Below are 25428 nucleotides of genomic sequence, written 5' to 3' on the forward strand. Positions count from 1 at the left end.
CCCAGCCAGCATGTTGAATCAAATCCCCGCTGATTTGGGAATCCCCCTTCGATTCAGCCTCTCTTCATCCCGCTCTAGGTAGGCGTCGCGTGCGGCGGCATCGCTGAAGTCGATGGTGAAGCCGTGCGTGAAGCCGCGCGCGAACGGTTCTGGGCTGACATTGGCGCTGAATTCGACCTTGGCCATGCCGTCGATCACCGACCGCAGCGCCTCAAGATCGGCATGGATTGCCGCGCGCTCGTCGTCGGTGACGTCATTGCGGAATCGAACGAAAATACAGTGCCTGATCATCTTGGAATCTCATGGGGCTTGGTTGGTGGAAAACACGGCCGGCGGCAGTGGTTCGCGGCCAAGGATCAGATCGGCGCCCTTTTCGCCGACCATGATCGTTGGCGCATTAGTGTTGGAGGAGGGGATGCGCGGCATCACCGAAGCGTCGCAGACGCGCAAGCCCTCGATACCGCGCAGCCTGAGATCCGGCGTCACCACGCTCATCGTGTCATGGCCCATGCGGCAGGTGCCGACAGGGTGGTGGTCGGTCTTGGAACTGCGGCAGGCATAGTCGAACAGCTCGTCGTCGCTGGTGAGTGCCGGTCCCGGCAGCACCTCGCGCAGCACGTAGGAGGCCAGCGCTTTCTGCCACATGATCTCGCGCGCCAGCCTGAGCCCCTTGATCGACATGTCACGATCGTAGGGATCGGACCAGTAGTTCGGGTCGATCAGCGGGTGGTCGGCGGGGTCGGCGCTGTTCAGCCGCACCGTGCCGCGCGATCGCGGGCGCAGGAAGGCCGAGTTCAGCGTCACGCCCGGATTTTTCAGTTTTTCGACGCCGGCCTCGATGCCGGAGCCGAGGCCGAGATGCAGCTGGATGTCGGGCGAGGCGGCGGTCGGGTCGGCGTACCAGAAGCCGCCGGTCTCGAACAGGCTGGAGGCAACCGGGCCTTTTTTCAACAGCAGGTATTGCAGGCCGGCCCACACCGTCCGGTGCAGCTTGGCGTAGTTGTCGTAGGTGTGGTCGCCGGTGCATTCGGCAATGACGAACAGGTCGAGATGATCCTGCAGGTTGGAACCGACGCCGGGCAGATCGTGCACCGGCGTCACGCCCACCGACTTCAGATGGTCGGCCGGGCCGATGCCCGACTGCATCAGCAGCTTCGGCGAGCCGATGGCGCCGGACGAGACGATGACTTCGCGCTCGGCGCGCAGGATTTTCTTCTCGCCGCCCGGCCTGTCGACGATCTCGACGCCAGTGGCGCGGCCCTTGTCGATGACGATGCGCGTCACCAGCACATCCGACCTAACGGTCAGGTTTTTTCGCGCGCGGATCGGCCTGAGATAGGCGACCGAGGCAGAGGAGCGTCTCGCGTCCTTCTGCGTCAATTGGTAATAGCCGACGCCTTCCTGGGCTACCCCGTTGAAGTCCGGATTGAAGGGAATGCCCATCTCCTGCCCAGCGCGGAAATAAGCCTCGCAGATCGGCAGCGGCGCAATCGGGTTCGACACGCCGAGCGGACCCTGGTCGCCGTGAAAATCGTTGGCGTAGCGCTGGTTGTTCTCGGCCCGCTTGAAATAGGGCAGCAGGTCGCGATAGCCCCAGCCGGCAAGGCCTTCTTCCTTCTCCCAGGCGTCGTAGTCGCGGGCATTGCCGCGTGTGTAGATCTGGGCGTTGATGGAGGAGCCGCCGCCGATCACCTTGGCCTGTGTGTACCGGAAGACGCGGTCCTTCATGTGCTTTTGCGGCACGGTCGACCAGCCCCAGGCGGCGATGCCCTTGGTCATCTTGGCGAAGCCGGCCGGCATGTGGATCAGCGGGTGCCAGTCCTTGCCGCCGGCCTCGAGCAGCAGCACTGAATTCGATGGCTCTTCGCTCAGCCGGTTGGCCAGCACGCAGCCGGCCGGGCCGGCGCCGACGATGATGTAGTCGGTCATGGCGTCACCTGTTCACAGCCTCGGCACCGACAGCGCACCGTCGACATTGATGATCGAGCCGGTCGAAAAGCCGAGCTTGCCGCCGGCGAGTGCCACTACGGCGGCGCCGACATCGGCGGCTTCGCCCCAGCGCCTTGCCGGCACCAGCCCGCCGTCGATCAACGCATCGTATTTGGCGGTTACCCCCGCGGTCATGTCGGTGTGGATGATGCCCGGCCGCAGCTCGAACACACCAATGTTTTCGGCGGCGAGGCGTAGCGCCAAGGTTTTCACCCACATCGAAAGTCCGGCCTTGGAGATGCAGTAGTCGGCACGTTCCGGCGAGGCCATTTCGGCGCTGACCGAGGTGATGGTGATGATCGATTTCGGGTGGTCACCCGGCGCCGCAAGCATCGCCCTGGCAACGGCCTGGCTGAGGAAGACGGTGCCGCGCAGGTTGATGGCGAGGATCCGGTCGAAGTTTTCCGGTTTCAATTCCAGCAGGTCGCCACGTACCACGGCGCCGATGCCGGCATTGTTGACCAGGCAGTCGATGCGGCCGAAGGCGCTCGTCGCGGCATCGACCAATGCGGCATGGTCGTCGAGGTCGGCAATGTCACTGCTGTGGTAGGCGAATTTCGCGCCGCGGGCGGTGATGTCAGCGGCAACCCCGTCGCCGGCTTTTTCGGCAAGGTCCACGACAAGGATATCGAAGCCGGCATCGGCCAGCGCCTCGGCGCAGGCAAGGCCGATGCCGCGCGCGCCGCCGGTGATGATGGCTGCCGGACGGCTCATGTGAAGATGTTCCTTTGGACGTCAGCGCCGCCCCTCATCGCCCTGCCGGGCACTTCTCCCCGTATAGTGACGGGGAGAAGGACGCCTTCATCGCCTGCTTCGCCAATCGCCAGCGTTGCAAAAAAGGCGCCGAGGTTGCGGCCAGCAGGCTTCTCCCCGTTCACGGGGAGAAGGTGCCGGCAGGCGGATGAGGGGCGGCGCAGACCGATCATAGGACAAGCTCGCTCTTGCGGATGTGGTCGGCGACGCGCAGCGCTTGTGCGGCGATCGACAGCGCCGGATTGACTGCGGCCGAGTTCGGCAGGAAGCCAGCGTCGACGACAAACAGGTTCTTGTGGTCGAACGAGCGGCAGAACGGGTCGAGCGGCGAGGTTGCCGGATCGTCGCCCATCTTGACCGTGCCGCACTGGTGCGACGGCGTGCGCTTGTCGAAAGGCCGCGACAGGACGATCGGATAGCCGCAGGCGCGGAAGTTCTCGCGCATCACCTTGGTCAGCCCGTCGAGCGACTGCATGTTGGAGCGCCGCCACTGCATGACGATGTCCTTGCCGTCGACCATGATGCGGCTTTCGGGGTCCGGCAGGTCCTCGCACATCAGGTACCAGTCGACGGCGTGGCCGGCCATGAAGTCCAGCGCGAATTTGGGTGCAAGCTTGACGTTGGCCCTCAGGATATGACCGTCGATCTTGCCGAGAAGCTGGACGTTGCCGAGCGGCTTGCCGCCCTTGCCGTCGGATAGATAGTAGTCGTTGAGCATCAGCGTCTTCTGGTAGACGGAGGTGTTCCTGCGGCGCGGATCGATCGCCAGCATGGCGCTCGAATTGTGGTTCATGAAGTTGCGGCCGACCTGGTCGGAGCGGTTGGCAAGGCCGTTTCCGTTCGGGGACGGCGAACGCAGCAGGATGGCGGCGGAATTGACCGCGCCAGCCGAGAGGATGACCAGTTTCGGCGTCACTTTCTTCAGCCTGCCGTCCTGGCGATAGTGAACGGCGGCGATCGTCCTGGCATCCGATGAGGCTTCAAGGTATTCGACATGAGCACCGGTCTCAAGCCTGATGTTCCGGTCGGCAAGTGCCGCTGTCAGGGGCCCCGATTGGGCGTCGACCTTACCGGTCCCGGTGTTGGGAAACGCGTCCCAGCCTGTCTTGCCGTCCTTTAGCCAGGCATCGATGTCGACGCCGAGCGGCAGCGATGCCGGATGCAGGCCGAGGCCCATGAGTTCGGCGCGGGCGCGGGCGATCGGCGGCTCGTCCGGCACCGGCCCGAAGGGGTAGGGGATCGAGTGGAACGGTTCGGTCGGGTCTTCGCCGAGTGCGCCGCGCACGCGAAAAAGCTGCTCGGCCTTGGAATACCAGGGCTCGAATTCCTCATAGGAGAACGGCCAGGCCGGCGAGACGCCGCCATAGTGCTCCATCTCCGAAAAGTCTTCCTTGCGGTAGCGGATCAGCACTGCGCCATAGAATTTCGAATTGCCGCCGACATAGTAATAATTGCCGGGATTGAACGCAGCACCCCCGGCCTCGCGCCACATCTCCTTCGGCCGGTAGTGGCCGTCGACGAAGATGGCGCGCGTGTCGCGCGTGTGCGGCGTCGCCGGCAATAGTTCGCCGCGCTCCAGCATCAGGATCGAGGCGCCACTGCCGGCAAGGCCGGAAGCGATCGTGGCGCCGCCGATGCCGGAGCCGATGATGACGATGTCCGGGTTTGTCATGGCTGTCAGAGGATGCGGTTCTCGGTCGCTGGATCGAAGAACACCGCCTTGGTCAGGTTGAAGGCGAGCGGCGTGACGGTGCCCGGCTGGATGTTGGCGTCGGCGCGCAGACGCGCCACCACCGCCTTGCCGCCGAGATTGGTGACGGCGAAGGTATCGGAGCCGGCCGGTTCCACGACTTCGATATGACAGGCGGCAGTGGCGATGTTCGATGCGTTGCGTTCGGCGCCTTCAGGATCGGTCAGGGCCTCGGGGCGGACGCCGAAGATGATCGGCTTGCTGTGGAATGCCGACAGGCCCGTCGGCGCATCGGCCAGGGGCAGCGAGATCGGCTCGCGCGCCTCGCGCTGCAGCACCACGGAAAGCGCGTTGCCATTGCCGCCGATCGTCGCCGGGATCAGGTTCATCGCCGGCGAGCCCATGAAGTCGGCAACAAACAGGTTGGTCGGGTTGTTGTAGATTTCGGCAGGCGTGCCGAACTGCTGCACCTCGCCGTCGCGCATCACCGCGATCTTGGTGGCCAGCGTCATCGCCTCGATCTGGTCGTGGGTGACGTAGACGATCGTGGTGCCGGTGGTTGCGTGCAGCCGCTTGATCTCGATGCGCATGTCGACACGCAGCTTGGCGTCGAGATTGGAGAGCGGCTCGTCGAAGAGAAAGAGCTTGGGGTCGCGCACCAGCGCCCGGCCCATGGCGACGCGCTGGCGCTGGCCGCCGGAAAGCTGGCTCGGCTTGCGCTGCAAGAGGTGGCCGATCTGCAGCACCTTCGCCACCTTGTCGATCGCCTTCTGGCGCTCCTGGGCCGGCACGCCGCGCATCTCCATGCCGAAGGCAATGTTCCCCGCGACGGTCATGTTCGGATAGAGCGCGTAGCTCTGGAACACCATGGCGATGTCGCGCTTCGAAGGGTGGAGATCGTTGATCGTCCGGCCGTCGACGCGGATTTCGCCTTCAGTGATGGTTTCCAGGCCGGCGATGGTGTTGAGCAAGGTCGACTTGCCGCAGCCGGACGGGCCGACCAGCACGAGGAAGCCGCCCTTTTCGAGATCGAGGTCGATTCCCTTCAGGATCTCGACCGATCCGAACCGCTTCCTCAGCCCATTGATTTCGAGAAAAGCCATTCGATTATCCTTTGACGGCGCCGGCCATCAGGCCGCGCACGAAATAGCGGCCAGCGACCACATAGACGAGAAGGGTCGGCAGTGCGGCGATCATCGCCGCCGCCATGTTGACGTTGTATTCGACGACACCGGTCGAGGTGTTGACGACGTTGTTCAGCGCCACGGTCATCGGCATCGCGTCGCCGGTGCCGGCATAGGCCGAGGCGAACAGGAAGTCGTTCCAGATGTTGGTGAACTGGTAGATGACGGTGACGACGAAGATCGGCATCGAATTCGGCAGCATGATGCGCCGGAAAATCTGGAAGAAGCTGGCTCCGTCGACCTGTGCCGCCTTGACCAGTTCGGTCGGGAACGCCTCGTAATAATTGCGGAAGAACAAAGTGGTGAAGCCGAGCCCGTAGACGACGTGGACAAAGACCAGGTTGACCGTCGGATTGCCCAGGCCGAATGAAAATCCCGTTGCGTTTCGCAGCGTCACGCCGAAGCGGCCGAGGCTGCCGAGGATCGTCGCCATCGGCAACAGCACCGACTGGAAAGGGATGAAGCAGGCAAACAGCATCAGCCCGAAAACCAGCGTGTGGCCGCGGAAGCGCCATTTGGTCAGGACATAGCCGTTGAGCGCGCCGAGCAGCGTCGAGATCAGCACCGCCGGAACCACCATCTTGATGGAATTCCAGAAATAGCCCTTGATGCCGGCGCAGGTCAGGCCGACGCAGGTCTCGCCCCACGCCTTCAGCCACGGCTCAAAGGTCGGCGCCTGCGGCAGCGCCAGCAGGTTGCCGTTCTGGATCTCGTCCATGGTCTTGAACGAGGTCACCAGCATGACGAACAGCGGCATCAGGTAGAACAGCGCGAACAGCGCCAGCAGGCCGTAGATGACGATGCGGTTGACGGTCCTGGCGCTGATACCGCCAGTGCTCTGGCGAGCGGGCGTGGCAATGACGCTCATCGCGGTCGCTCCCTGAGCTCGGAATAGAGATAGGGCACGATGATCGCGGTGATGGTCATCAGCATGATCACGGCGCTGGCCGAGCCGACGGCCATTTCGTTGCGCTTGAAAGTGTACTCGTACATGAAGTTCGACGGCAGCCAGGCCGAGCCGCCCGGCCCGCCGCTGGTCAGTGCTACGACCAGGTCGTAGGACTTGATGGCGAGGTGAGCGAGCACGATGAAGGCCGAGAGGAACACCGGCCGCAGCAGCGGGATGACGATCCGGCGATAGAGCTGGAACGTGGTGGCGCCGTCGATCTGCGCCGCCTTCATGATCTCGCCGTCGATGCCGCGCAGGCCGGCGAGGAACATCGCCATGATGAAGCCCGAGGCCTGCCAGACGCCTGCGATGACCACGGTGTAGATGACGAAATCCTTGTTCTTGATCCAGTCGAAATGGAAGCTCGTCCAGCCCCACTGGTGCAGCGTCTGCTCCAGGCCGAGGCCGGGATCGAGGAACCATTTCCAGGCGACGCCGGTGACGATGAAGGACAGCGCCATCGGATAAAGATAGATCGGCCGCAACATGCCTTCGCCGCGGATTTTCTGGTCGAGCAGGATCGCCAGGAAAAGGCCGAGCGCCAGGCAGATGAAGATGTAGAGAAAGCCGAAAATGCCCATATTGGTGATCGACGTGTACCAGCTCGACGGCGGGTCGCTCTCGAAGGTCCAGCGCCACAGCCGCTGATAGGCACGCGGCCCAGTCAACGCATAGGACGGGAAGGTCTTGGAATTGGTGAAGGACAGATAGACCGTCCACAGGATGAAGCCGTAGACGAAGACGATGGTGATCGCAAAGCTTGGCGCCAGTACGATCTTCGGCAGCGCGTCCTGCAGGCGCGAACGCACCGACGCGCCCGGGCGCGCATTATGCTCCGGCGTCAGCTTGATCTGGGTCGCGACCGTTGTCATGGGCTCCTCCCTCGCGGGTCCCTTCACCGCCAGGCGGGGAAGGATAGCCCCGTCGAGACGGGGCGTGTTGGTTGATCGCCGGCGCCATTCCGACCAGAAGCCGACCATCCTGGCTTGGTGGAACCTTCCCCACCGGAGCGGGGAAGGTCCTTTCATGCCTGATTCCTACTTGGCGTCTTCGATCGCGTTGACCAATTGGGTCACGGCCTCGTCCGAGGTCTTGATCTGGCCGTGGACGAATTTCGAGACGACGTCCTTGTAGGCATTGGCGACGGCCGGCGGCGCGCCATAGCCTTGCGCCAGCGAACCGAACAGCGTGCCGCCTTCGTTGGCGGCCTTCAGGTCGGCCATGCCCTTCTTGCCGCAAGCGTCAAAATCGGTGTCGGGCACGTCGGTACGGGCCGGGACGGAGCCCTTGACGACGTTGAAGGCCGACTGGAAGCTCTTCGACAAAGTTGCGGTGGCCAAGGCGGCCTGCGCGGCCTTGCGGTCCTCCGGAACGTCGAACATGCCGAACATGTCGGAGTTGTAGACCACGCTGCCGTCGGTGCCCGGGAAGCGATAGCACAGGAAGTCGGTGCCCGGGGTCTTCTTGGCGGCGTTGAATTCGCCCTTGGCCCAGTCGCCCATGACCTGCACCAGCGCATCGCCCTTGATGACCATGGCGGTGGCAAGGTTCCAGTCGCGGCCGGAGAAGTTCGGGTCGACATAGGTGACGAGCTTGGCGAGGTTGTCGAACGACTTCTTCATCGTGTCGGATTTCAGCTGCTCTTCGTCGAGGTCGTTGAAGGCCTTCTTGTAGAACTCAGGTCCGCCGGTCGACAGCACGACCGAATCGAACATGGTGGCTTCCTGCCAGTTCTGGCCGCCAAGCGCGAGCGGGATGACGCCCGCCGCCTTGGCCTTGTCGAGCAGCGCGATGAATTCGTCGAAGGTCTTGGGCTCGGTGCCGCCGATCTTGTCCATCACCGCCTTGTTGATCCACAGCCAGTTGACGGAGTGGACGTTGACCGGAGCCGCGACCCACTTGCCGTCATAGACCGAGAATTTCTGCAGGGCGGCCGGCACGGATTTGTCCCAGCCTTCCTTTACCGCCGTCTCGGTCAGGTCGCCCATTACGCCGGCAGCCGCGTAATCGAGCACGGTATAGCCGAGCATCTGCGAGGCAGTCGGGTAGTTGCCCGCCGCGACCATCGCCTTCAGCGCGGTCATGGCGGCGTCGCCGCCGCCGCCGGCCACAGGCACGTCCTTCCAGGCAAAGCCTTGCTTGGCCAGATCCTCCTTGAGCACGTTCAAGGCAGCCGCTTCGCCGCCAGACGTCCACCAATGCAGCATCTCGACTTCCTTGACGTCCTGGGCATGGGCCGCGAACGCAAGACCCGAGCCGAGAGCCGTTCCGATAAGCAGTTTGCGCAACATGTACTTCCTCCCTTGTTGCAGCTACACGACCGGCGGCTGTCCGCCGGGTTCTTCACAGCTCAGCCGACCCACCATCCGGTGCGCTGGCCGCGATGAAACTGGATTGTCTTTTCCTCGGTATAGTCCTCGACGGCGCGCTTGCCGAGTTCGCGTCCGAGACCGGATTGCTTGTAGCCTCCGAAAGGCAGCTCGGGATAACCTTCCATGAACGTGTTCACCCAAACGGTTCCCGAACGCACACTCCGCGCCACCGACATGCAGGTGTCGATGCTGGCGCTCCACACACCCGCCGATAGACCATAGGGCGTGTTGTTGGCGATGCGCAACGCCTCTTCAATCGATCCAAACGTCAACACCGACAGCACCGGGCCGAACACTTCCTCACGTGCAATGGCCATGTCTTCGGTGACGCCGCGAAGGATGGTCGGATCGAGATACTGACCGGCATTGGAGGCGATCTGCTTGCCGCCGCTATAGACGCTGCTGCCGTCGTTTGCCGCCGCCGCCACGTAGCCGGTGACCTTGGAGAGGTGCTCGGAAGAGATCATCGCGCCGACCTTGGTGCTGTCGTCGAGCGGATCGCCGACGGTGACCCTGGCGGTAAGCGCCTTCACTGCGCCGAGGAAGTCGTCGGCGATCGCCTCATGGACGATCAGCCGGCTGCCGGCGTTGCAGCATTCGCCGGCGTTGAAGAAGCCGCCGAACACCGCCGCGTCGGCCGCGGCTTCGAGGTCGGCATCTGGAAAGACGATCTGGCCGTTCTTGCCGCCGAGCTCCATCGAGACCTTCTTCAGCGCGTTCGCAGCCGACGCCATGGTCATCTTGCCGACCCGGGTGGAGCCGGTGAACGACACCATCTCGACCAGCGGATGGCTGACCATCGGCGCGCCGACATCGGCGCCCAGTCCGGCGAGGATGTTGACGACGCCGTCCGGCAAGCCGGCCTGCATCAGGATGTCGCCGAGCACGAAGGTCGAGGCCGAGGTCATCTCGCTCGGCTTGACCACCGCCGTGCAGCCGGCGGCGAGCGCGAACGGCAGTTTCTGACTGACGATGAGGAACGGAAAATTCCACGGCGTGATGATCGAGACGACGCCGATCGGTTCACGCAGCACGACGCCCAGCATGGCATCGCCGAGGTTGGCGTAGGTTTCGCCATGGAGCGTGCGGGCAAGCGCCGCGGCATAGCGCCAGATGTCGACGGCGCCGCCGATCTCGCCGCGCGCCTGGGCGATCGGCTTGCCGGATTCCAGCGCGTCGAGCCGGGCAATCTCCTCGAGCCGCGCCTCGATCAGGTCTGCTGCCTTGAGCAGGATCGCGGCGCGCTCGCCGGCCTTCATGCGCGGCCAGGGGCCGGTCTCGAAAGCCTTGTGCGCGGCCTGTACCGCCGCCTCGACTTCCGCCGCGCCGGCTTGCGCATAGCGCGAAACGGTGAAGCCGTGGCCGGGGCTGTTGCGCTCCAGCGTGCGGCCGTCGCGGGCATCGACGAACTTGCCGTCGATCAGCAGCCGGTAGGTCTTCGGTGCTGCGGATGCCTCGGCGGGCATGGCGATGGTGAGGGGCAAGTTCATGTGAGTTCTGGGTTCCGCTTGCATTCTAGGATCTTGAAAACGCTGGTTTCCGCTTGGCCTTGAAGGCGTCGACACCGACCTTGAGGTCTCCGGTCCGCGCGATGAAGCCGCTGGCCAGCGCCTCTGTCGCGGCGGCACTTTCCTCGCCCTCGGCGACCGCGATCATCAGCTTGGCTGCTTCGGTTGCCAGCGGGCCGCGCTCGGCGATCTTGCCGGCCCAGGCCCTGGCCTCGGTGAATGCGTTGCCCGTTTCGACCACCCGGTCGACGATGCCCAGAACGAGTGCTTCGGCAGCCACGAACAGTTCTCCGCCAAGCGCCATGCGCCGCACCGTCTGGGCGCCGAAGCGGCGCACCGCGCGCTGCGTGCCGGACCAGCCGGGCACCACGCCGATCGAGGTTTCCGGAAAACCTAATTTCACCTGCGCCTCGGCGACGCGGAAGTCGCAGGCGACCGCCAGTTCCAGGCCGCCGCCCAGCGCATGGCCGGACAGAACGGCGATCGTCGGCTGCCGCAACCGCGCCAGCCGATCGAAGACGCGGTGGCCGTAGCGAACCCATTGCACCTGGAAATCGGCGGGACTCATTTGCGACCAGGCTTCGACGTCGCCGCCGGCGCAAAAACCCTTGCCTTCGCCGCGCAGCAGCACGACGCGGACGCCGTCCGCGGCCTCGGCCGTATCGAGTACGGCTTCCAGCGCGCGCAGCATCGCGATGTCGAGCGCGTTGAATTTCTCCGGTCGGCGCAGCGTGACGATGCCGATGGCACCGTCTGTTTCAAAGCTGACGAGACGCTCAGCCATGCGCGCCTCCAAGCGAGGCGCCGCCATTGAGCAACAGTCCGATCGGCCGGTCACGGTAGAGCGCGTCCGGCGTGACCTTCAGGTCGTTGGCGACGGCGAGCGGGATCTCGGCCTGCGCCAGCACGTCCCGCTCGAGGTCGATGCCCGGTGCCAACTCAGTCACCATCAGCCCATCCGGCGTCAGCTCCATGACGCAGCGCTCGGTGACATAGGTGATGTCCTGTCCTTGCGCGACGGCGCGCTTGCCCGAGAAGGAGATGTGCTCGACCTCACCGACCAGCTTCTTGACCTTGCCTTCCCCGTCGATGCGGATGCCGCCATCGGCCAGCGACAGTTTGGCGCCGGCATTGAAGAAACCGGAAAAGACGATCTTCTTCGCCCGCGCGGTGATGTCGACAAAACCGCCGGCGCCGGCGGTGACATGCGGTCTGGCCGAAAGCTTCGACACATTGACCGAGCCGTGGCGGTCGATCTGCAGGAAGGACAGCAGCGACGCGTCGAAACCGCCGCCCTGGAAGTAGGTGAACTGGTGTGGCGAAGGCATGAAGGCGTCGGCGTTCGACGAGCAGCCGAACTTGAAATCGAGCAGCGGCACGCCGCCGACCGCGCCCTGTTCGATCACCCAGGTGACCTTGCCGTGCTGGCCTTCCTCGATAAGGATGCGCGGCACGTTGGCCGAGATGCCGAAGCCAATGTTGACGGCCATGCCGTCGGCAAGCTCCATGGCGACGCGTCGCGCGATGACCTTCTGGACACTCATCTCGGCGTTGCGGAAAGTCGACAGCGGCCGGAAGATCTCGCCGGAGATGGCCGGGTCGTAGGGTGTCAGCGTCGTCTGCAACTGGTCGGGTGCCACCACAATATGGTCGACCAGCACACCGGGCACGCGTACGTCATGCGGTTTCAGCGTGCCGTTCTCGACGACGCGCTTGACCTGCGCGATGACGATGCCGCCATTGTTGCGGGCGGCGAGCGCCTGCTCCAGCCCGCCGAGATAAGCGCCCTCGTGCTCATAGGTGAGGTTGCCGCGCTCGTCGGCGGTGGTGGCGCGGATGATGGAGACATCAGGCACGATCGAGCGGAAATAGAGCCATTCCTCGCCGTCGAACTGCTGCACCGAAACGATCGGCTCGCTGGCCGCCGCATTCATGGCGCAGCCCTGATGACGCGGGTCGGCGAAGGTGTCGAGGCCGACCTTGGTCAGCACGCCGGGGCGCTTGGCAGCGGCCTCGCGATGCATGTCGAACAGGATGCCTGAGGGCACGTTGTAGGCGGCGACCGAATTGTCACCGATCATCTTCCAGATCTGCGGCGGTTCAGAGGATGAAGGGCCGGACGGATAGGAGCCGCACAGCGTGCGCTTCAACAGGCCGGGCTTGGCCAGATGGTCGATACCCCTGATGCCGTACATGTCGCCGGCGGCGATCGGGTGCAGCGTTGTGATGTTCTTCGGATGGCCTTCCGCGTCGAAGCGCTCGCCGATCGCGGCGAGCACCGCATCCGGGCAGCCGAGACCGCTCGACGACGACACCGAAACGACCATGCCGTCCATGATCAGGCTGGCGGCTTGCGCTGCGGAGACGAGTTTGCTCACGCTGCGCCCCCGAGATGAGGATCGATCGCGACAGATTTTCCGGACTTCGCGGATCGCAACGCGGCTTCGGCTGATGTCAGCGACCAGACGCCGTCCTCGCCGGTGGCCGACGGCTGGCCTTCGCCACCGATCGCCGCGTGGAACTGGCGCAGGGAACGGACATAGAGATCTTCGCGGTCGAAGCTCAATTCCTCCTCGCCCTTTGCCGTGCGCAGCAGCACGGAGCCGATCGGCTTCTGCGTCATCACATCTTTCGCGATCAGGGAGCCTTCGCTACCATGCGCCTCGAAGCCGGTGCCGGCGAATTTGGTGGTGAAGCCTTCATGCGACTGGGCGATGATGCCCGATCTGAAGCGCCAGATGCACATGGCGCCGTCTTCCAGCCCGCCGCTGGCCATGCCTGCGGCCTGGGTGAACGCCGAAACTTCGAGCGGATCGTCGCCGAGCACGAAGCGCAGCGTGTCGGCATCGTGCACGGTGATGTCGAGCACCACGCCGCCGCCGGCTTCCGGCCTGGTGATGCGCCAGCCCTGCAGATTTTCAGGCAGATAGACCGAGTGGAAGACGCGCGCGGCAATCGGCTTGCCGATGCGGCCGGCGGCAATGGCTTCGCGCATCGCCCGGTGCGAGCCGGCATTGCGCAGATGATGGTTGGTGCCGAGCACGAGACCGGCCGCCTTGGCGGCGGCGACCATCTTCCGCGCATCGGCGCTGGTCAGCGCCAGCGGCTTTTCGCACAGCACATGTTTTCCCGCGGTGATGGCGGCCAGTGCCTGTTCGAGATGCAATTCGTTGGTGGTCGAGATGTAGACGGCGTCGATGTCGGAGCCGAGCAATGCATCGAGCGTCGAGACGGCGAGCGCAATGCCGTTCTCTTTGGCATAGGTCGTAGCGCGCTCCGGGCTGGAACTCATCACCGCCGCGATCTCGCTGTTCGGTTGCGCGCGAATGGCGTTGATCACGAATTGCCTGGCGATCGTGCTTGCGCCGATCAGTCCCCATCTGACGGTCATGCCGCGTCTCCCATTCCGGCACGGCGATCAGGACCGCAACTGTCCCTGACGACGAGGTTGACGGCACCGATATGATCCTCGGCGCGCGTGGTGCGCGACTGGATCATCTTCAGCATGACATGGGCGGCGCGCTCGCCGAGGCCTGCCGAATCCACTGCGACACTGGTCAGCGCCGGCATGTAGTGCTGGGCTTCGATCACGTCGTCGAAGCCGACAACAGCGAAATCCGCGCCGGGCTCGAGGCCGCGCTTGCGCAGCGCCAGCATGACTCCGAAGGCAACCGCATCGTTGAAGCACAGCGCCGCGCTCGGCGGCTCGGCCATGGCGAGGGCCGTCTCCAGGCAGGCAATGCCGCCCTTGCGGCTGGTTTCGCCTTCGACGACCAATGTATCGCGCTTGGCGATGCCGAGCCCCTCGCAGGCCTCGCGAAAACCGCCCAGCCGCTCGTGATAGACCACCAGATCCGATGAGCCGCCGAAGAACGCCAGCCGGCGATGCCCTTTGCCGATCAGATGGGCGGTGGCGAGCCAGGCGCCGCGATGATTGTCGGGCGCTATCACCGGGATGCGGCTTTCAGGAAGGCGGCGCATGGTGAAGACGATCGGAAGGCCCGCCATCTCGATGCGACGGAAAGCACCAGGGGTCGTGCCGCGCGCCGGCGACACGATCAGCCCGGCGACACCTTGCTCCATCAGCGATTTCAGCACCTCTTCCTGGCGCACCGGATTCTCCGCCGTGTTGGCGATGAACGGCACGATATCAGCCGACTGGAACACGCGCTCCATGCCGACCGCCATTTCGGCGAAAAACGGGTTGGTAAGGTCGTTGATGACCATGCCGATGACGTTGGAATGGGCCTTGCGCAGATTGGCGGCGCCGCGGTTGTAGACATAGCCGACATCCTCGATCGCCTTGCGAACCTTCAGCGCGGTCTCAGGCCGGATCAGACCGCTGCCCTGCAGCACCAGCGACACCGTCGACTTGGACACGCCCGCCTCACGGGCAATGTCGAGTATCGTCGCCTTGGGCCTGCTGGCCATTCAGATACGTCCTCCGCTGTTTTCTGGCCGAATTTATTGGAACGTTCTAATTCTGAGCCGGATTTGAGTCAATCAGGATTTTTCCCCAATTCGAAAAATCTGGCAATCGGCGCTTAAATGCCGCTCTTAGACGGCTTTCATCGCTGCGATGCAGCATTCTGGGGTATGGATCGAGAATCCACAAAGGTCCCTTGATTTGTTGGAACGTTCCATTTAATAGCGCGATTAAGGGAGAGATCGATGGACATTGCCTTGCCCGGGGAGGGCGGTCGCAGCACTCGCTACCGCCTTGTCGGCCAGCCGGCACAGCCGGTGATCGGCGCGCGGTTTTCGCGTATCGCCTATGCCGCCGCCCATGTCGTTGCCGATCCTCTCGCGATGACCGATCCGTGGGCTCATCCAGCGGTCGACTGGGAGCGCACGATGGCGTTCCGCCATCATCTGTGGCGGCTCGGCTTCCGCATCGCCGAGGCGATGGATACTTCGCAGCGGGGCATGGGTTTCGACTGGGCAAACGCCAGGGAATTGGTCCGCCGCTCGATCGCCGAGGCGCGAACCGTCGAGGGCGCCGATCTCGCCTCAGGCGCCGGAACAGACCATCTGGCGCCAGGCGCCGCCAGGACGCTCGACGATGTCATCGCGGCCTATGAGGAGCAGTTCGGTTTCATCGAAGGCCTCGGCGGCAAGGCGATCATGATGGCCAGCCGAGCGCTGGCGGCTGTCGCCAAGGGTCCCGAAGACTATGCCAGCGTCTATGACCGCATCCTTCGCCAAGCCTCCGGCAAGGTCATCCTGCACTGGCTGGGCGACATGTTCGATCCGGCGCTGAAGAATTATTGGGGCAGCCATGATTTCGACACTGCGCTCGATACGGTCGTCGCCATCATCGAACGCCACGCCGGCAAGGTCGAGGGGATCAAGATATCGCTGCTCGATGCCGGCAAAGAAGTTGCCCTGCGCAACCGGCTGCCGGAAGGCGTCGTCATGTTCACCGGCGACGACTTCAACTATCCCGAGCTGATCGCCGGCGACGGCGAAAGACACTCGCATGCGCTGCTCGGTATTTTCGACGCCATCGCGCCGGTCGCCAATGCCGCGCTGGCGAAACTGGCCGCTGGCGACCGCTCAGGCTATGACGCGCTGATGGCGCCGACGGTACCTCTGTCGCGGAAAATCTTCGAGGCGCCGACCGAATACTACAAGGCCGGTATCGTCTTGCTGGCGTGGCTGAACGGCCACCAGGACCATTTTTCGATGGTCGGCGGCATGCAATCGGCACGCGGCATTTGCCACTATGCCGATGTGTTCCGCCTCGCCGACCAGGCCGGATTGCTGGCCGACCCGGAGCTTGCCGTCGCCAGAATGAAGAGCCTGTGCGCCGTGGCGGGTGTCTGACCGCCATACCACTAGAAGAGCTCGCCCGAATCTCCGATTTGGCTTGTCTCGGCAAATCTGAATGCGCTATGCGTCCGACGCAGGACCATCCGGCACGCCGACGCAAGATGGTCATAGCGGCCGTTCTGCATAGGGATACGCCAATGGATTTCGACCTAAGGGGCAAGCGCGTTTTCGTGGCCGGGCATCGCGGCATGGTCGGATCGGCCATATTGCGCAGGCTGGCGGACGAGGACTGCGAGGTCCTGACCGCATCCCGCGATGAACTCGACCTGATGGACCAGGCCGGCGTGCGGCGCTGGATGGCAGACCACAGGCCGGATGCGGTGGTGATGGCGGCGGCCAAGGTCGGCGGTATCCTGGCAAACAACAAATTGCCGGTCGATTTTCTGCAGGACAATCTCATCATGCAGACCAATGTCATCGAGAGCGCCTTCCGCAACGAAGTGCGGAAATTGCTGTTTCTCGGTTCGTCCTGCATCTATCCGAAGTTTGCGGCGCAGCCGATCGCCGAGGATGCCTTGCTGACCGGTCCGCTCGAACCGACCAACGAATGGTATGCGATCGCCAAGATCGCCGGGCTGAAACTGTGCCAGGCCTATCGGCGCCAATATGGTGTCGAGTACATCTCGGCGATGCCGACCAACCTCTATGGCCCCGGCGACAATTTCGACCTCTCCACGAGCCATGTCGTACCAGCCCTGATGCGCAAGGCACACAAGGCCAAGCGCGCCGGCGACAAAACCCTGGAGGTCTGGGGATCGGGCACGCCGATGCGCGAGTTCCTGCATGTCGACGACGCCGCCGACGCTCTGGTCTGGCTGCTGAAAAACTATGCCGGCGACAGCCACGTCAATGTCGGCTCGGGCGAAGACATCACCATTGCCGAGCTGGCCCGCACCATGCTCGCCGTCGTCGGCGCCGAGGCGGCGCTCACATTCGATGCGACGAAGCCGGACGGCACGCCGCGCAAGCTGATGGACGTGTCGCGCCTGTTTGCCACGGGCTGGCGGCCGCGGTACTCGCTTCAAAGCGGATTGGAGCAAACCTATGCCTGGTTTCTCCAGCATATCGAGACAGGCGATCTCCGCCTCGGCGCGGCGTGATCGTCGACGCTGATTGATGCCAGCAGACATGGGCGGACGGCTTCTGGCCATGGCCAATGCAAAATCGCTCGCCGACACGCTTGGTTTAGCGTTTCGGATTCACCTGGATGAGCGATCCCCCTCACCAAAATTTTATGATTTCATGTCGTCGATGTAGTCGAAAAGATATTCTCTGCCGACCTTATTGAGAAGCATTGGCTTGGCAAAAAAATCAAGGCGTCCGATCTTGGCGTTCTCGAAAATACGCCGTCCGGCAAGCTCGACTGCTGGATGAGCCACCGTCGGCTGGGGATGTCGAATGGTGGGACGACATTCAGGCCCACGTCCGGCTTCATAGTGATGCCGAGAAGTTGCGCCGAGCGCGGGGGGCCGAGCAGCTTTCGATCCAACATGAGCGTCAACGGCTCGCCACGTTAGGCCTTCCTCTCGAACCGCGGTGGATGCCGATTGAGGATAACACAGTCGGATACGATGTTCTTTCCTACAACCCCGGACAATTCGGACCGCTAACAAGTCAATTGGGGTCAAACCGACCATTGCTTCGCCGCTTCGATTTTTTCTGACGCGAATGAATGGGGTCAGGCAAACAAGTTCGGATAGGCTTATGTCTTCCATGTTTGGGATATACAGAAGCAGCCGGCTGTGCTGTACGAGAAGACGGTCGAGCAGATCGAACCCCACGTGCCGAGTGACAACAAGAAGGGTTAATGGAAGACGGCCTTTTTACGGTCGGGGTATAGGTGGGACCACCGGCGGATTGCATCAACAGCATGCGCGTGTACGCCGGGATCGCCCAGATTCGTCGATCGAAAGAAGGTCACTCCGGTGTAGGTTAATTTGCCAGCGTGAGGAATGCGCGGGTTCCCGAAAATGTCGGTCGTTCTCGCTGCCTGAAGATGGCGCTCTACATTGGGACCGCCAGAAGCTTGGCGGCGCGTATGGCTGCCGCTAAAGAGAAATGGAGATTGTTCCCCAGGAAACGTGTAACGAGACATCGCTTCAATCGCCGCGAGAAAGACAGTGAATGGCAACGAACGTGAACGAACAATCGCCTGCCGATACCGCCGAGGATCCTGAGGGCCTCGATAATCCAAGCGGCGACGGTTGGGGGGACTATCCACTCGATGCCGTATTCGTGCGCACTGAGCAGCGCACCGTCGGCGAGGTCGTGAGCCGTATCGAGAAGGGCCGCTACATCCTGGACCCCGATTTCCAACGTGACTTCGTGTGGCCGAACGTCAAGCAATCCAAGCTCATCGAGAGCTGCATAATGCGTATCCCGCTGCCGGTCTTCTATGTGGCCGAGGCGCCGGACGGCCGCATCATCGTCGTCGATGGCTTGCAGCGCCTCACGACTTTCGCGCGATTCCTCGGCGGCGAGTTAAAGCTGTCGGGGCTGGTCAGTGGGGAAAACGCTGGATCGCATGAGTTGGAAGGAAAGACCTACGAGCGACTGCCGCTAAACTTGCAGGAGCGTGTGGCAGATACGCAGCTTACAATGTACATCCTCGATGCGAAGGCACCCGAGCGCGCGCGGCTGGACATTTTCGAACGCGTTAACAGCGGTGCCATGCTAACGCGCCAGCAGATGCGGAATGCTCTTTACAACGGTCCTGCGACGCAATGGCTCAAATCGGCTGCAGGGGGAGCACCGTTCAGGGCGGCCACCGCAGGGGCGCTGGACAGCAAGACTATGCGAGACCGCGAGGCCATCAATCGGTTCGTCTCGTTCTCACTGATCGGGTGGCAGAACTACACGACTGGCGATATGGATGGGTTCTTAGCAAAGGGGCTTAAACTGCTAGCCGACAGTCCTGAGTCGGAACGGCAGGATCTCCGGCATAGATTCGATGCCGCCATGACGCTTAACCACCGACTATTCCAGCAGCACGCCTTTCGCAAATCGTTGGCGTCCGAGTTCGTCGGGGCCGCGCGAAGCGTCATCAATATCTCGCTGTTCGAGGTGAGCGCCGTAGTGTTCGCGCGCTTCGCCGAAACGTTCGATCCTGAAAGCGACCAAGTTCTCCACGAAAGCATCGTTCAACTCGTGAGAGACGACGTGTTCGGCAAATCGATTACATATTCTACTAATAGCACTCAGGCTGTGCATAGGCGATTTGGCAGCCTCGAGGCCAAGGTGGAGGACTTCTTGTGAACGCCCCGATCCTAAACGCGCTTCAGATCGAGGACTTCAAGTGCTTCGAGCAGCTGCGTATTCCGCTGGCATCTCTGACCGTGCTGAGCGGCTTTAACGGCGCCGGCAAATCGACCGCGCTGCAGCCGATCCTCCTGTTGGCACAGGCTGCGCGCCGCCGAACCTGGACCCTCGATGCCGAGACGGGCGATTTGCCCTTGAACGGCGAGATCGTGCGCCTCGGCTCCGCCGGCGATGTCATTCGCGCGCAATCGCTGGATGCTGCTGCGCGTTTCGAATTGTTTGGCGAACAGAGGTCGCTCGCGCTGAGCGCGACCGCCAAGAGCGGTGACCGCAGCCTGAGCGTGACTAAGCGCAGCAGCGGCGACTGGCCGGAACTATTTACTAGCTTGGCGCGTCTCGTTCACTTAAGTGCGGTGCGCGGCGGACCGGCTGAAGCCTTCCCGACGCCCGATCGCGTCACCGATCAAGCGCCAGACGTAGGTGCCGACGGACGGTTCGCGAGCTATTGGTACCACGAACGCGCGGACACCGAGATCGATATGGCTCGGCGCTGCCCGGACGAAGCCGGTATTACGTTTCGTAAGCAGATCGACGCTTGGCTCAGCCGTCTCGCTCCGGGTGCGAGCGCTAATGTGCAGTCCTTACCGGTCGCTTCGATGCTGGCGCTACAATTCCGACTGTCGGAGACAGGTGAATGGAGGCGCCCGGCGAATGTCGGCTACGGCCTGACCTACGGCTTCCCGATCCTGGTCGCTCTACTCGCCGCAGAGCCGGGCGACATCGTTGTCATCGACAGCCCCGAGGCGCATCTCCATCCCCAAGCGCAGTCGCGCATGGGACGGATGCTGGCCGCCTTTGCCTCAGCCGGCGTACAGCTCATCATCGAAACGCACAGCGACCATGTTCTGAACGGTATTAGACTCGCGGTCCGCGACAAGGTGCTGACCGCGGCGGAACTCAGCCTGCTGTTCTTCGCCGGCAGCTCGCTGGCGGGACATGGCGTCACCAGTCCGCGAATAGATAGTGAGGGCCGCATCAATGAATGGCCGGACGGGTTCTTTGATCAGGGCGATAAAGACGTCGCGCAGCTCGCCGGGTGGAGTTGACGTGCGCTGGTATCTGAACGACGCATCTCTGCAGGGACAATTTGCCAACCGCACCGAGTTCGAAAGCGCACTTCGTGGTCTGATCTCCACCCGATTCCGAATTCCGGCGATCCGTCAGAATCTGCGGTCGACACGCTCGCTGCAGGAGGCGCTGGTCGCTCCCGGGACCAACGTCAGGCGAGCATTGTTTGAACTGCGTGACAAGGACCTGAGGGCGGCCACTTTTTCATGGCTCGACAGGACCGGCCCTTTCGTTGAGGACGACCGGCTGGACGAAATGGACGATTATTTCGAGTATCGGGACGTCGAAATCACTGCGACGGGGCTCGGCGAGGCTGCGCGGAGGACGAAGGTCGGAACCGAGTGCACTACGTACAGCTTCGTGGGAGGGGAGATCGACTACGCGGTCAACCCGCTCGAGGTCGATCATGGGTTGCGCGAGGAGCGTTACGGCCGGTACAGCGTGACCAATCTCTGGCAGGCCGACGCGCTCGTCGACCAAGCGCTCGCTGCGGAGGCACCGACCCGGTCGTGGACGGCCTTGGTAGATGCCGCCCGCCAGCGCTTCCCCAATCTCGAGATCGGGGCGCTCGCCTCGAACCCCGCGCTGGCTCGCGAGCCTTTCGAAGCATCGCTACGCGATCGCAGCTTGGACCTTATGAAGGTGCTCAATGACTACGTCACAAGTCGAACAGAGGATGGAGCGGAAGAACCAGCGGCGCGAGAGATCATCAATACCTACTTCACCGGCGACAGGGCACTGTTCACCGGCGAGTCTGCGACGAACCAGAATCTCTTTGCCAAGGACATGATGTTTCAACGGGTATCGGGCGGCAGCTATTTTGCGCATTGGCACGGCAAGATCAGTCACCGATTCTTCCGAATGCATTTCGAATGGCCGCTGGAGAAACATCGAAAGAAGTTGGAGATTTTCTACCTGGGTCCAAAAATTACGAAGAGCTGAGTGATATGCGGTGGGACGCCCGCCAGTGTAGGCACGAACGGTGCCAAATCGCCGCGGGATACGATCAACCCCGTTGGCGCTTGCAGAAAAATGCAGAGCTTGAAAACCAGATAGCGATCGCACTGATATAATCGCCAAAAAAGAAGCTCTGGCATCCCTAGGATTCCGCAATGCTGCAACCTAAGTTGCCAAGAATGCAAAGAAAAATGCAGATGTCAGGTTCCACCTACAGAGACGGCGGATTGTCTGGATGGTGGGCGTGACAGGGATTGAACCTGTGACCCCTGCAATGTCAATGCAGTGCTCTCCCGCTGAGCTACACGCCCATCCGAAGCCGCGCATACACCATTTTTGCCGCGGCGCGTCAATAGCAGGAAAGGGGAAAGAAAGGTTCGCCTTGCCGCACCGTCGAAGGCGCGCCGGAGGCCGGCGGCGGAAAACGGGTCAGGCTGCCTGCAGCATCTTTTCGACCTCGTTGACGAGGTCGCGCAGATGGAACGGCTTCGACAGCACCTTGGCGTCTTTCGGCGCCTTGGAATCCGGATTGAGCGCAACGGCGGCGAAGCCGGTGATGAACATGACCTTGAGGTCGGGATCGATCTCGGTGGCGCGGCGGGCGAGTTCTATGCCGTCCATCTCCGGCATGACGATATCGGTCAACAGCAGCGAGAACGGCTCTTCGCGCAGCCGCTCATAGGCGCTGGCGCCGTTGTCGAAGTCGCTGACCTGATAGCCGGCACGTTCCAGCGCCTTGACGAGGAACCGGCGCATGTCATCGTCGTCTTCCGCCAGTAGAATGCGTGCCATCTTGTCCCGTCCGAATCACCCGCCCGGGACTGCCGTGGGGCAGCCCGTTAACCATCCTGTATATGAGGAGGTGAGGGTAAACATCAAGTGAACGATAAAGGCCCGATCCGGCTTTGACAAAGCGGTCCGGACGCCGAAACGCTGGACATGCGGCCGGCGAGGTGGCACCTTTCCAACCATGATGCATTGGTGTTTCCGGGTACGTTCAAATTGAAAACGGCAGCCGAGGATTTTTCGGTCGTTCCCCCCTTCGAAATCCGGTCGGGCGCCGAACAGCGTGTTCCCTTCCTCTTCAACTCGCCGCATAGCGGCCGTCACTATCCGGACCGGTTCCTGGCCATGGCAAGGCTGGACCGAAACGCCATCCGCCGCTCCGAAGATTGCTATGTCGACGAATTGTTCGGTGGCGCTGTTGCGCTCGGCGCGCCGATGCTGGCGGCAAACTTCCCGCGCGCCTATCTCGACGTCAACCGGGAGCCGTGGGAACTCGATCCGCGCATGTTCGCCGAACCGGTGCCGTCGTTCTGCAACATCCGTTCGGCGCGCGTCGCCGGCGGGCTTGGCACCGTGCCCAAGCTGGTAGGAGAGGGGCTCGAAATCTATGCCGGCCGCTTGCCGCTGGCGGAAGCCGTCGCGCGCATCGAGGCTGTCTACAAGCCTTATCACGAGACGCTAAAGCGGCTTTTGACCAGGACCCATGCGCGGTTCGGCTTTGCCGTGCTGATCGATTGCCACTCGATGCCGGCGAGCATCAGGGTCGGCGACAGCGGTGTCAGGCCCGACTTCATCGTCGGCGACCGTTTCGGCATCTCCGCCGCGGCAGCGTTGACCGAGACGGCGATCGGCCTGCTCATCGGCATGGGCTACACCGTCGCCCATAACAAGCCTTATGCCGGAGGCTTCATCACCGAGCACTATGGCCGCCCCGTGCGCCACCTCCATGCACTGCAGATCGAGGTCAATCGCGGGCTTTACATGAACGAGCGGACGTTCCAGAAATCCGCCGGCTTCGATGCGCTCGCCGACGATCTGGCGCAATTCTCGGCCGACCTGATGGCGATGCCCGACCACAATTTTATCGACCTGCCGCTTGCCGCCGAATGATTGCCGAAAACGAAACGAGATCTGGCGCCGGATAAAGGCATCGGGGTGCGGGTCGGGACGTGCAATCGGCTGAGTGCCGCGCCGAAAAAAAGACCGCATCGTTTGCACGACACGGTCGAAGTCTAGGGAGGAAACGCCCAAGGAGGGCATGGACAGGAGAACCTGTCCGAGAACAAATCTATTGTGCGATGCACAAATGTCAAGCGGCCGTGCGGCGTTTTTAATTCACTATGATGTGGAATTGCATATCGAGGGCGCCAACGTTGCATTTTAGCAACAGTTGTCGATGCGGAAATGTCCGCGCGCCCTTGTCTTGACGCAATACCGCAGGCAAACGAGTTCCAGCAGGCTGCAGCGCGGGGAGACTCACTTGGACATCAGCATCGATTTCATGCGGCGCATTGCGCATGCTGCCGCGGCCGAAACCTTGCCGCGCTTCCGCAGCCAGGGCGCAGTCGCCAACAAGGAGCAAGGCAGCTTCGACCCGGTCACCGAGGCGGACCGCGAGGCCGAGCGGGTCATCCGGGCGCTTATTTCAGCGGAATATCCCGATCACGGCATCCTCGGCGAGGAGCATGGCAGCGAGAACATTTCCAGCAGGCATGTCTGGGTGATCGATCCGATCGACGGCACCCGTGCCTTCATTTCCGGCCTGCCGGTCTGGGGAACCTTGGTCGGGCTGACGGTCGACGGCGATGCCGTCGCCGGCATGATGTCGCAGCCCTTCACCGGCGAGCTTTTCTACGCCAACGCGTCCGGTGCCCATTATGAAGGCCCGGGCGGACCGCGAAGGCTGACGACACGCAAGACGACAAGCCTCGCCGAGGCGACGCTGTTCACCACCACGCCGGCACTGTTCAAGGGAGACGCGCGCCTGCGCTACGACCTGTTCGAGCGGCAGGTCCAACTCGCCCGCTACGGCACCGACTGCTATGCCTTCGCCATGGTCGCGGCGGGAAGCGTCGACATCGTCGCCGACCCCGGCTTGAAACCCTACGATATCGTCGCGCTGATCCCGATCATCGAGAAGGCCGGCGGCGTCGTCACCACCTTCGAAGGCGGACCGGCGGAAAGGGGCGGCGACATCCTAGCTGCGGCGACGCCGGAGCTTCATGCCGCCGCGATGGCGGCGCTGCGCGGCTGAACCGGCTGGGCAGATGGCCATTACGCACTGAGGTGCCCCCGGCGACGATAACCCAATGCTCCTGACGGCAGGGTGTCAGCAGCTCTCGGATATGGAGACAATGCCACGGGAGGGAGCCTCATGCCGACGCAGTCAACAACCAGCCGTTCCGAAGATGCTCCAGTAGAAAATGCGCCGGCAGAAAATGCCCTGGGAGATGGGCGGGCCGATTTCGATTTCTTCTTCGGACACTGGAACGTCAGCCATCGAAGGTTGCATGAGCGCCTGCAAGGCGACACGAACTGGGACGTGTTTGGCGGGACATGCGAGGTGCGCCCGATCCTTGGCGGGGTCGGCAATGTCGACGACAATGTGATTGAATTGCCCGGCGGCGCCTATCGCGCCGCCACGCTGCGGACCTTCGATCCGGCGACGAGACAATGGTCGATCTGGTGGATCGACGGCCGCAGCCCGGCGACCATCGATATTCCGATGCGCGGCGCCTTCGAAGCAGGCGTCGGCACGTTCCTGTGTGAAGACGTTTTTGACGGACGCGCTATCCAGGTTCGCTTCCTGTGGTCGCGGATCACTGAAAAATCGGCGCGCTGGGAGCAGGCTTTTTCAGCGGATGGCGGCAAGACCTGGGAGACCAACTGGATCATGGATTTCGCCCGGCAAGCGTAGGCCGACGATCGACCTGGAAGGCATTTTTTCAAGCCAGGTTCGTTTCCAGGCCAAGTCATTCTTTCAAGCCAAATCATGGATTTTCAATGATTTGGAGCGGTCTTT

General features: G+C 62.8%; 22 protein-coding genes and 1 tRNA gene. 8 read left to right on the forward strand and 15 right to left on the reverse strand.

Annotation, left to right across the window (positions count from 1 at the left end; genetic code table 11):
• Positions 1-18: 18 nt before the first annotated feature.
• The 13 genes from AC0L2V_RS00005 to AC0L2V_RS00065 form a co-directional block, all read right to left on the reverse strand.
• Positions 19-291 carry a Dabb family protein gene (locus tag AC0L2V_RS00005; RefSeq protein WP_473519089.1) on the reverse strand — a complete coding sequence of 91 codons (273 nt, stop codon included), beginning with the start codon at positions 289-291 and terminating at the stop codon, positions 19-21.
• Positions 292-300: 9 nt separating this feature from the next.
• Positions 301-1929, reverse strand: a complete 1629-nt coding sequence (locus AC0L2V_RS00010) for a GMC family oxidoreductase (RefSeq protein ID WP_473519090.1) — start codon at positions 1927-1929, stop codon at positions 301-303.
• A 12-nt stretch (positions 1930-1941) separates the two neighbouring features.
• On the reverse strand, positions 1942-2703 hold the full coding sequence (locus AC0L2V_RS00015) for a 3-ketoacyl-ACP reductase (RefSeq protein WP_473519091.1): 762 nt from the start codon (positions 2701-2703) through the stop codon (positions 1942-1944).
• Positions 2704-2911: 208 nt separating this feature from the next.
• Positions 2912-4414, reverse strand: coding sequence for a GMC oxidoreductase (locus AC0L2V_RS00020; protein ID WP_473519092.1), 1503 nt, complete (start codon positions 4412-4414; stop codon positions 2912-2914).
• 5 nt (positions 4415-4419) lie between these two features.
• On the reverse strand, positions 4420-5535 hold the full coding sequence (locus tag AC0L2V_RS00025; RefSeq protein WP_473519093.1) for an ABC transporter ATP-binding protein: 1116 nt from the start codon (positions 5533-5535) through the stop codon (positions 4420-4422).
• Between the two features lie 4 nt (positions 5536-5539).
• A complete protein-coding gene (locus AC0L2V_RS00030) occupies positions 5540-6484 on the reverse strand; it encodes a carbohydrate ABC transporter permease (protein WP_473519094.1) in 945 nt (314 codons plus the stop codon).
• Positions 6481-7437 (reverse strand): carbohydrate ABC transporter permease, encoded by a 957-nt coding sequence (locus AC0L2V_RS00035; RefSeq protein WP_236392586.1) that lies wholly within the window; start codon positions 7435-7437, stop codon positions 6481-6483. Before AC0L2V_RS00035 ends, AC0L2V_RS00030 begins: the two co-directional genes overlap by 4 nt.
• A gap of 165 nt (positions 7438-7602) precedes the next feature.
• Positions 7603-8856, reverse strand: coding sequence for an ABC transporter substrate-binding protein (locus tag AC0L2V_RS00040; RefSeq protein WP_091600411.1), 1254 nt, complete (start codon positions 8854-8856; stop codon positions 7603-7605).
• A 59-nt stretch (positions 8857-8915) separates the two neighbouring features.
• On the reverse strand, positions 8916-10427 hold the full coding sequence (locus tag AC0L2V_RS00045) for an aldehyde dehydrogenase family protein (RefSeq protein ID WP_473519095.1): 1512 nt from the start codon (positions 10425-10427) through the stop codon (positions 8916-8918).
• 25 nt (positions 10428-10452) lie between these two features.
• The gene (locus AC0L2V_RS00050; RefSeq protein WP_473519096.1) at positions 10453-11229 is read right to left on the reverse strand and encodes an enoyl-CoA hydratase/isomerase family protein; all 777 of its coding nucleotides are present in this window, start codon (positions 11227-11229) and stop codon (positions 10453-10455) included.
• Complete coding sequence (locus tag AC0L2V_RS00055; RefSeq protein WP_473519097.1) at positions 11222-12823, reverse strand: acyl CoA:acetate/3-ketoacid CoA transferase; 1602 nt, start codon at positions 12821-12823, stop codon at positions 11222-11224. The genes AC0L2V_RS00050 and AC0L2V_RS00055 overlap by 8 nt, the downstream gene beginning before the upstream one ends.
• On the reverse strand, positions 12820-13836 hold the full coding sequence (locus tag AC0L2V_RS00060) for a Gfo/Idh/MocA family protein (RefSeq protein WP_473519098.1): 1017 nt from the start codon (positions 13834-13836) through the stop codon (positions 12820-12822). Before AC0L2V_RS00060 ends, AC0L2V_RS00055 begins: the two co-directional genes overlap by 4 nt.
• Positions 13833-14876, reverse strand: coding sequence for a LacI family DNA-binding transcriptional regulator (locus tag AC0L2V_RS00065; protein ID WP_473491118.1), 1044 nt, complete (start codon positions 14874-14876; stop codon positions 13833-13835). The genes AC0L2V_RS00060 and AC0L2V_RS00065 overlap by 4 nt, the downstream gene beginning before the upstream one ends.
• A 240-nt stretch (positions 14877-15116) precedes the next feature.
• On the opposite strand from AC0L2V_RS00065, the gene AC0L2V_RS00070 reads away from it, so the two are divergent.
• From AC0L2V_RS00070 to AC0L2V_RS00090, 5 genes are all read left to right on the forward strand, one after another.
• Entirely contained in the window at positions 15117-16271 is a 1155-nt protein-coding gene (locus AC0L2V_RS00070; protein ID WP_473519099.1) for a dihydrodipicolinate synthase family protein, read from the forward strand.
• 143 nt (positions 16272-16414) lie between these two features.
• Entirely contained in the window at positions 16415-17377 is a 963-nt protein-coding gene (gene fcl / locus AC0L2V_RS00075) for a GDP-L-fucose synthase (protein ID WP_473519100.1), read from the forward strand.
• Positions 17378-18401: 1024 nt separating this feature from the next.
• Positions 18402-19532, forward strand: a complete 1131-nt coding sequence (locus AC0L2V_RS00080) for a DUF262 domain-containing protein (protein WP_473519101.1) — start codon at positions 18402-18404, stop codon at positions 19530-19532.
• A complete protein-coding gene (locus tag AC0L2V_RS00085) occupies positions 19529-20641 on the forward strand; it encodes an AAA family ATPase (RefSeq protein WP_473519102.1) in 1113 nt (370 codons plus the stop codon). The genes AC0L2V_RS00080 and AC0L2V_RS00085 overlap by 4 nt, the downstream gene beginning before the upstream one ends.
• Position 20642: 1 nt before the next feature.
• Entirely contained in the window at positions 20643-21605 is a 963-nt protein-coding gene (locus AC0L2V_RS00090; protein WP_473519103.1) for a hypothetical protein, read from the forward strand.
• Positions 21606-21856: 251 nt separating this feature from the next.
• On the opposite strand, the gene AC0L2V_RS00095 is transcribed toward AC0L2V_RS00090, so the two are convergent.
• Positions 21857-21931: transfer RNA gene (locus tag AC0L2V_RS00095), tRNA-Val, on the reverse strand.
• A gap of 118 nt (positions 21932-22049) precedes the next feature.
• Positions 22050-22412, reverse strand: coding sequence for a cell cycle two-component system response regulator CpdR (gene cpdR, locus AC0L2V_RS00100; RefSeq protein WP_006199474.1), 363 nt, complete (start codon positions 22410-22412; stop codon positions 22050-22052).
• A gap of 147 nt (positions 22413-22559) precedes the next feature.
• Here cpdR and AC0L2V_RS00105 point away from each other — a divergent pair, with 147 nt between their 5' ends.
• The 3 genes from AC0L2V_RS00105 (at position 22560) to AC0L2V_RS00115 (ending at position 25323) form a co-directional block, all read left to right on the forward strand.
• Entirely contained in the window at positions 22560-23516 is a 957-nt protein-coding gene (locus AC0L2V_RS00105; RefSeq protein ID WP_473491113.1) for an N-formylglutamate amidohydrolase, read from the forward strand.
• A gap of 370 nt (positions 23517-23886) precedes the next feature.
• Entirely contained in the window at positions 23887-24660 is a 774-nt protein-coding gene (gene hisN, locus AC0L2V_RS00110; RefSeq protein ID WP_077380458.1) for a histidinol-phosphatase, read from the forward strand.
• A gap of 120 nt (positions 24661-24780) precedes the next feature.
• Entirely contained in the window at positions 24781-25323 is a 543-nt protein-coding gene (locus tag AC0L2V_RS00115) for a DUF1579 domain-containing protein (RefSeq protein WP_473519104.1), read from the forward strand.
• Positions 25324-25428 lie beyond the last annotated feature (105 nt).

Source organism: Mesorhizobium sp. WSM4814, from assembly GCF_055811595.1.

Bases quoted from the DNA above. Each gene is read 5' to 3' on its own strand.
- AC0L2V_RS00065 (WP_473491118.1), bottom strand. From the start codon at position 14,876: ATGGCCAGCAGGCCCAAGGCGACGATACTCGACATTGCCCGTGAGGCG.
- AC0L2V_RS00035 (WP_236392586.1), bottom strand. From the start codon at position 7,437: ATGACAACGGTCGCGACCCAGATCAAGCTGACGCCGGAGCATAATGCG.
- AC0L2V_RS00105 (WP_473491113.1), top strand. From the start codon at position 22,560: ATGCGGCCGGCGAGGTGGCACCTTTCCAACCATGATGCATTGGTGTTT.
- AC0L2V_RS00050 (WP_473519096.1), bottom strand. From the start codon at position 11,229: ATGGCTGAGCGTCTCGTCAGCTTTGAAACAGACGGTGCCATCGGCATC.
- AC0L2V_RS00060 (WP_473519098.1), bottom strand. From the start codon at position 13,836: ATGACCGTCAGATGGGGACTGATCGGCGCAAGCACGATCGCCAGGCAA.
- fcl (WP_473519100.1), top strand. From the start codon at position 16,415: ATGGATTTCGACCTAAGGGGCAAGCGCGTTTTCGTGGCCGGGCATCGC.
- AC0L2V_RS00020 (WP_473519092.1), bottom strand. From the start codon at position 4,414: ATGACAAACCCGGACATCGTCATCATCGGCTCCGGCATCGGCGGCGCC.
- AC0L2V_RS00025 (WP_473519093.1), bottom strand. From the start codon at position 5,535: ATGGCTTTTCTCGAAATCAATGGGCTGAGGAAGCGGTTCGGATCGGTC.
- AC0L2V_RS00010 (WP_473519090.1), bottom strand. From the start codon at position 1,929: ATGACCGACTACATCATCGTCGGCGCCGGCCCGGCCGGCTGCGTGCTG.
- cpdR (WP_006199474.1), bottom strand. From the start codon at position 22,412: ATGGCACGCATTCTACTGGCGGAAGACGACGATGACATGCGCCGGTTC.
- AC0L2V_RS00015 (WP_473519091.1), bottom strand. From the start codon at position 2,703: ATGAGCCGTCCGGCAGCCATCATCACCGGCGGCGCGCGCGGCATCGGC.
- AC0L2V_RS00040 (WP_091600411.1), bottom strand. From the start codon at position 8,856: ATGTTGCGCAAACTGCTTATCGGAACGGCTCTCGGCTCGGGTCTTGCG.
- AC0L2V_RS00115 (WP_473519104.1), top strand. From the start codon at position 24,781: ATGCCGACGCAGTCAACAACCAGCCGTTCCGAAGATGCTCCAGTAGAA.
- AC0L2V_RS00080 (WP_473519101.1), top strand. From the start codon at position 18,402: ATGGCAACGAACGTGAACGAACAATCGCCTGCCGATACCGCCGAGGAT.
- AC0L2V_RS00045 (WP_473519095.1), bottom strand. From the start codon at position 10,427: ATGAACTTGCCCCTCACCATCGCCATGCCCGCCGAGGCATCCGCAGCA.
- AC0L2V_RS00005 (WP_473519089.1), bottom strand. From the start codon at position 291: ATGATCAGGCACTGTATTTTCGTTCGATTCCGCAATGACGTCACCGAC.
- AC0L2V_RS00030 (WP_473519094.1), bottom strand. From the start codon at position 6,484: ATGAGCGTCATTGCCACGCCCGCTCGCCAGAGCACTGGCGGTATCAGC.
- AC0L2V_RS00070 (WP_473519099.1), top strand. From the start codon at position 15,117: ATGGACATTGCCTTGCCCGGGGAGGGCGGTCGCAGCACTCGCTACCGC.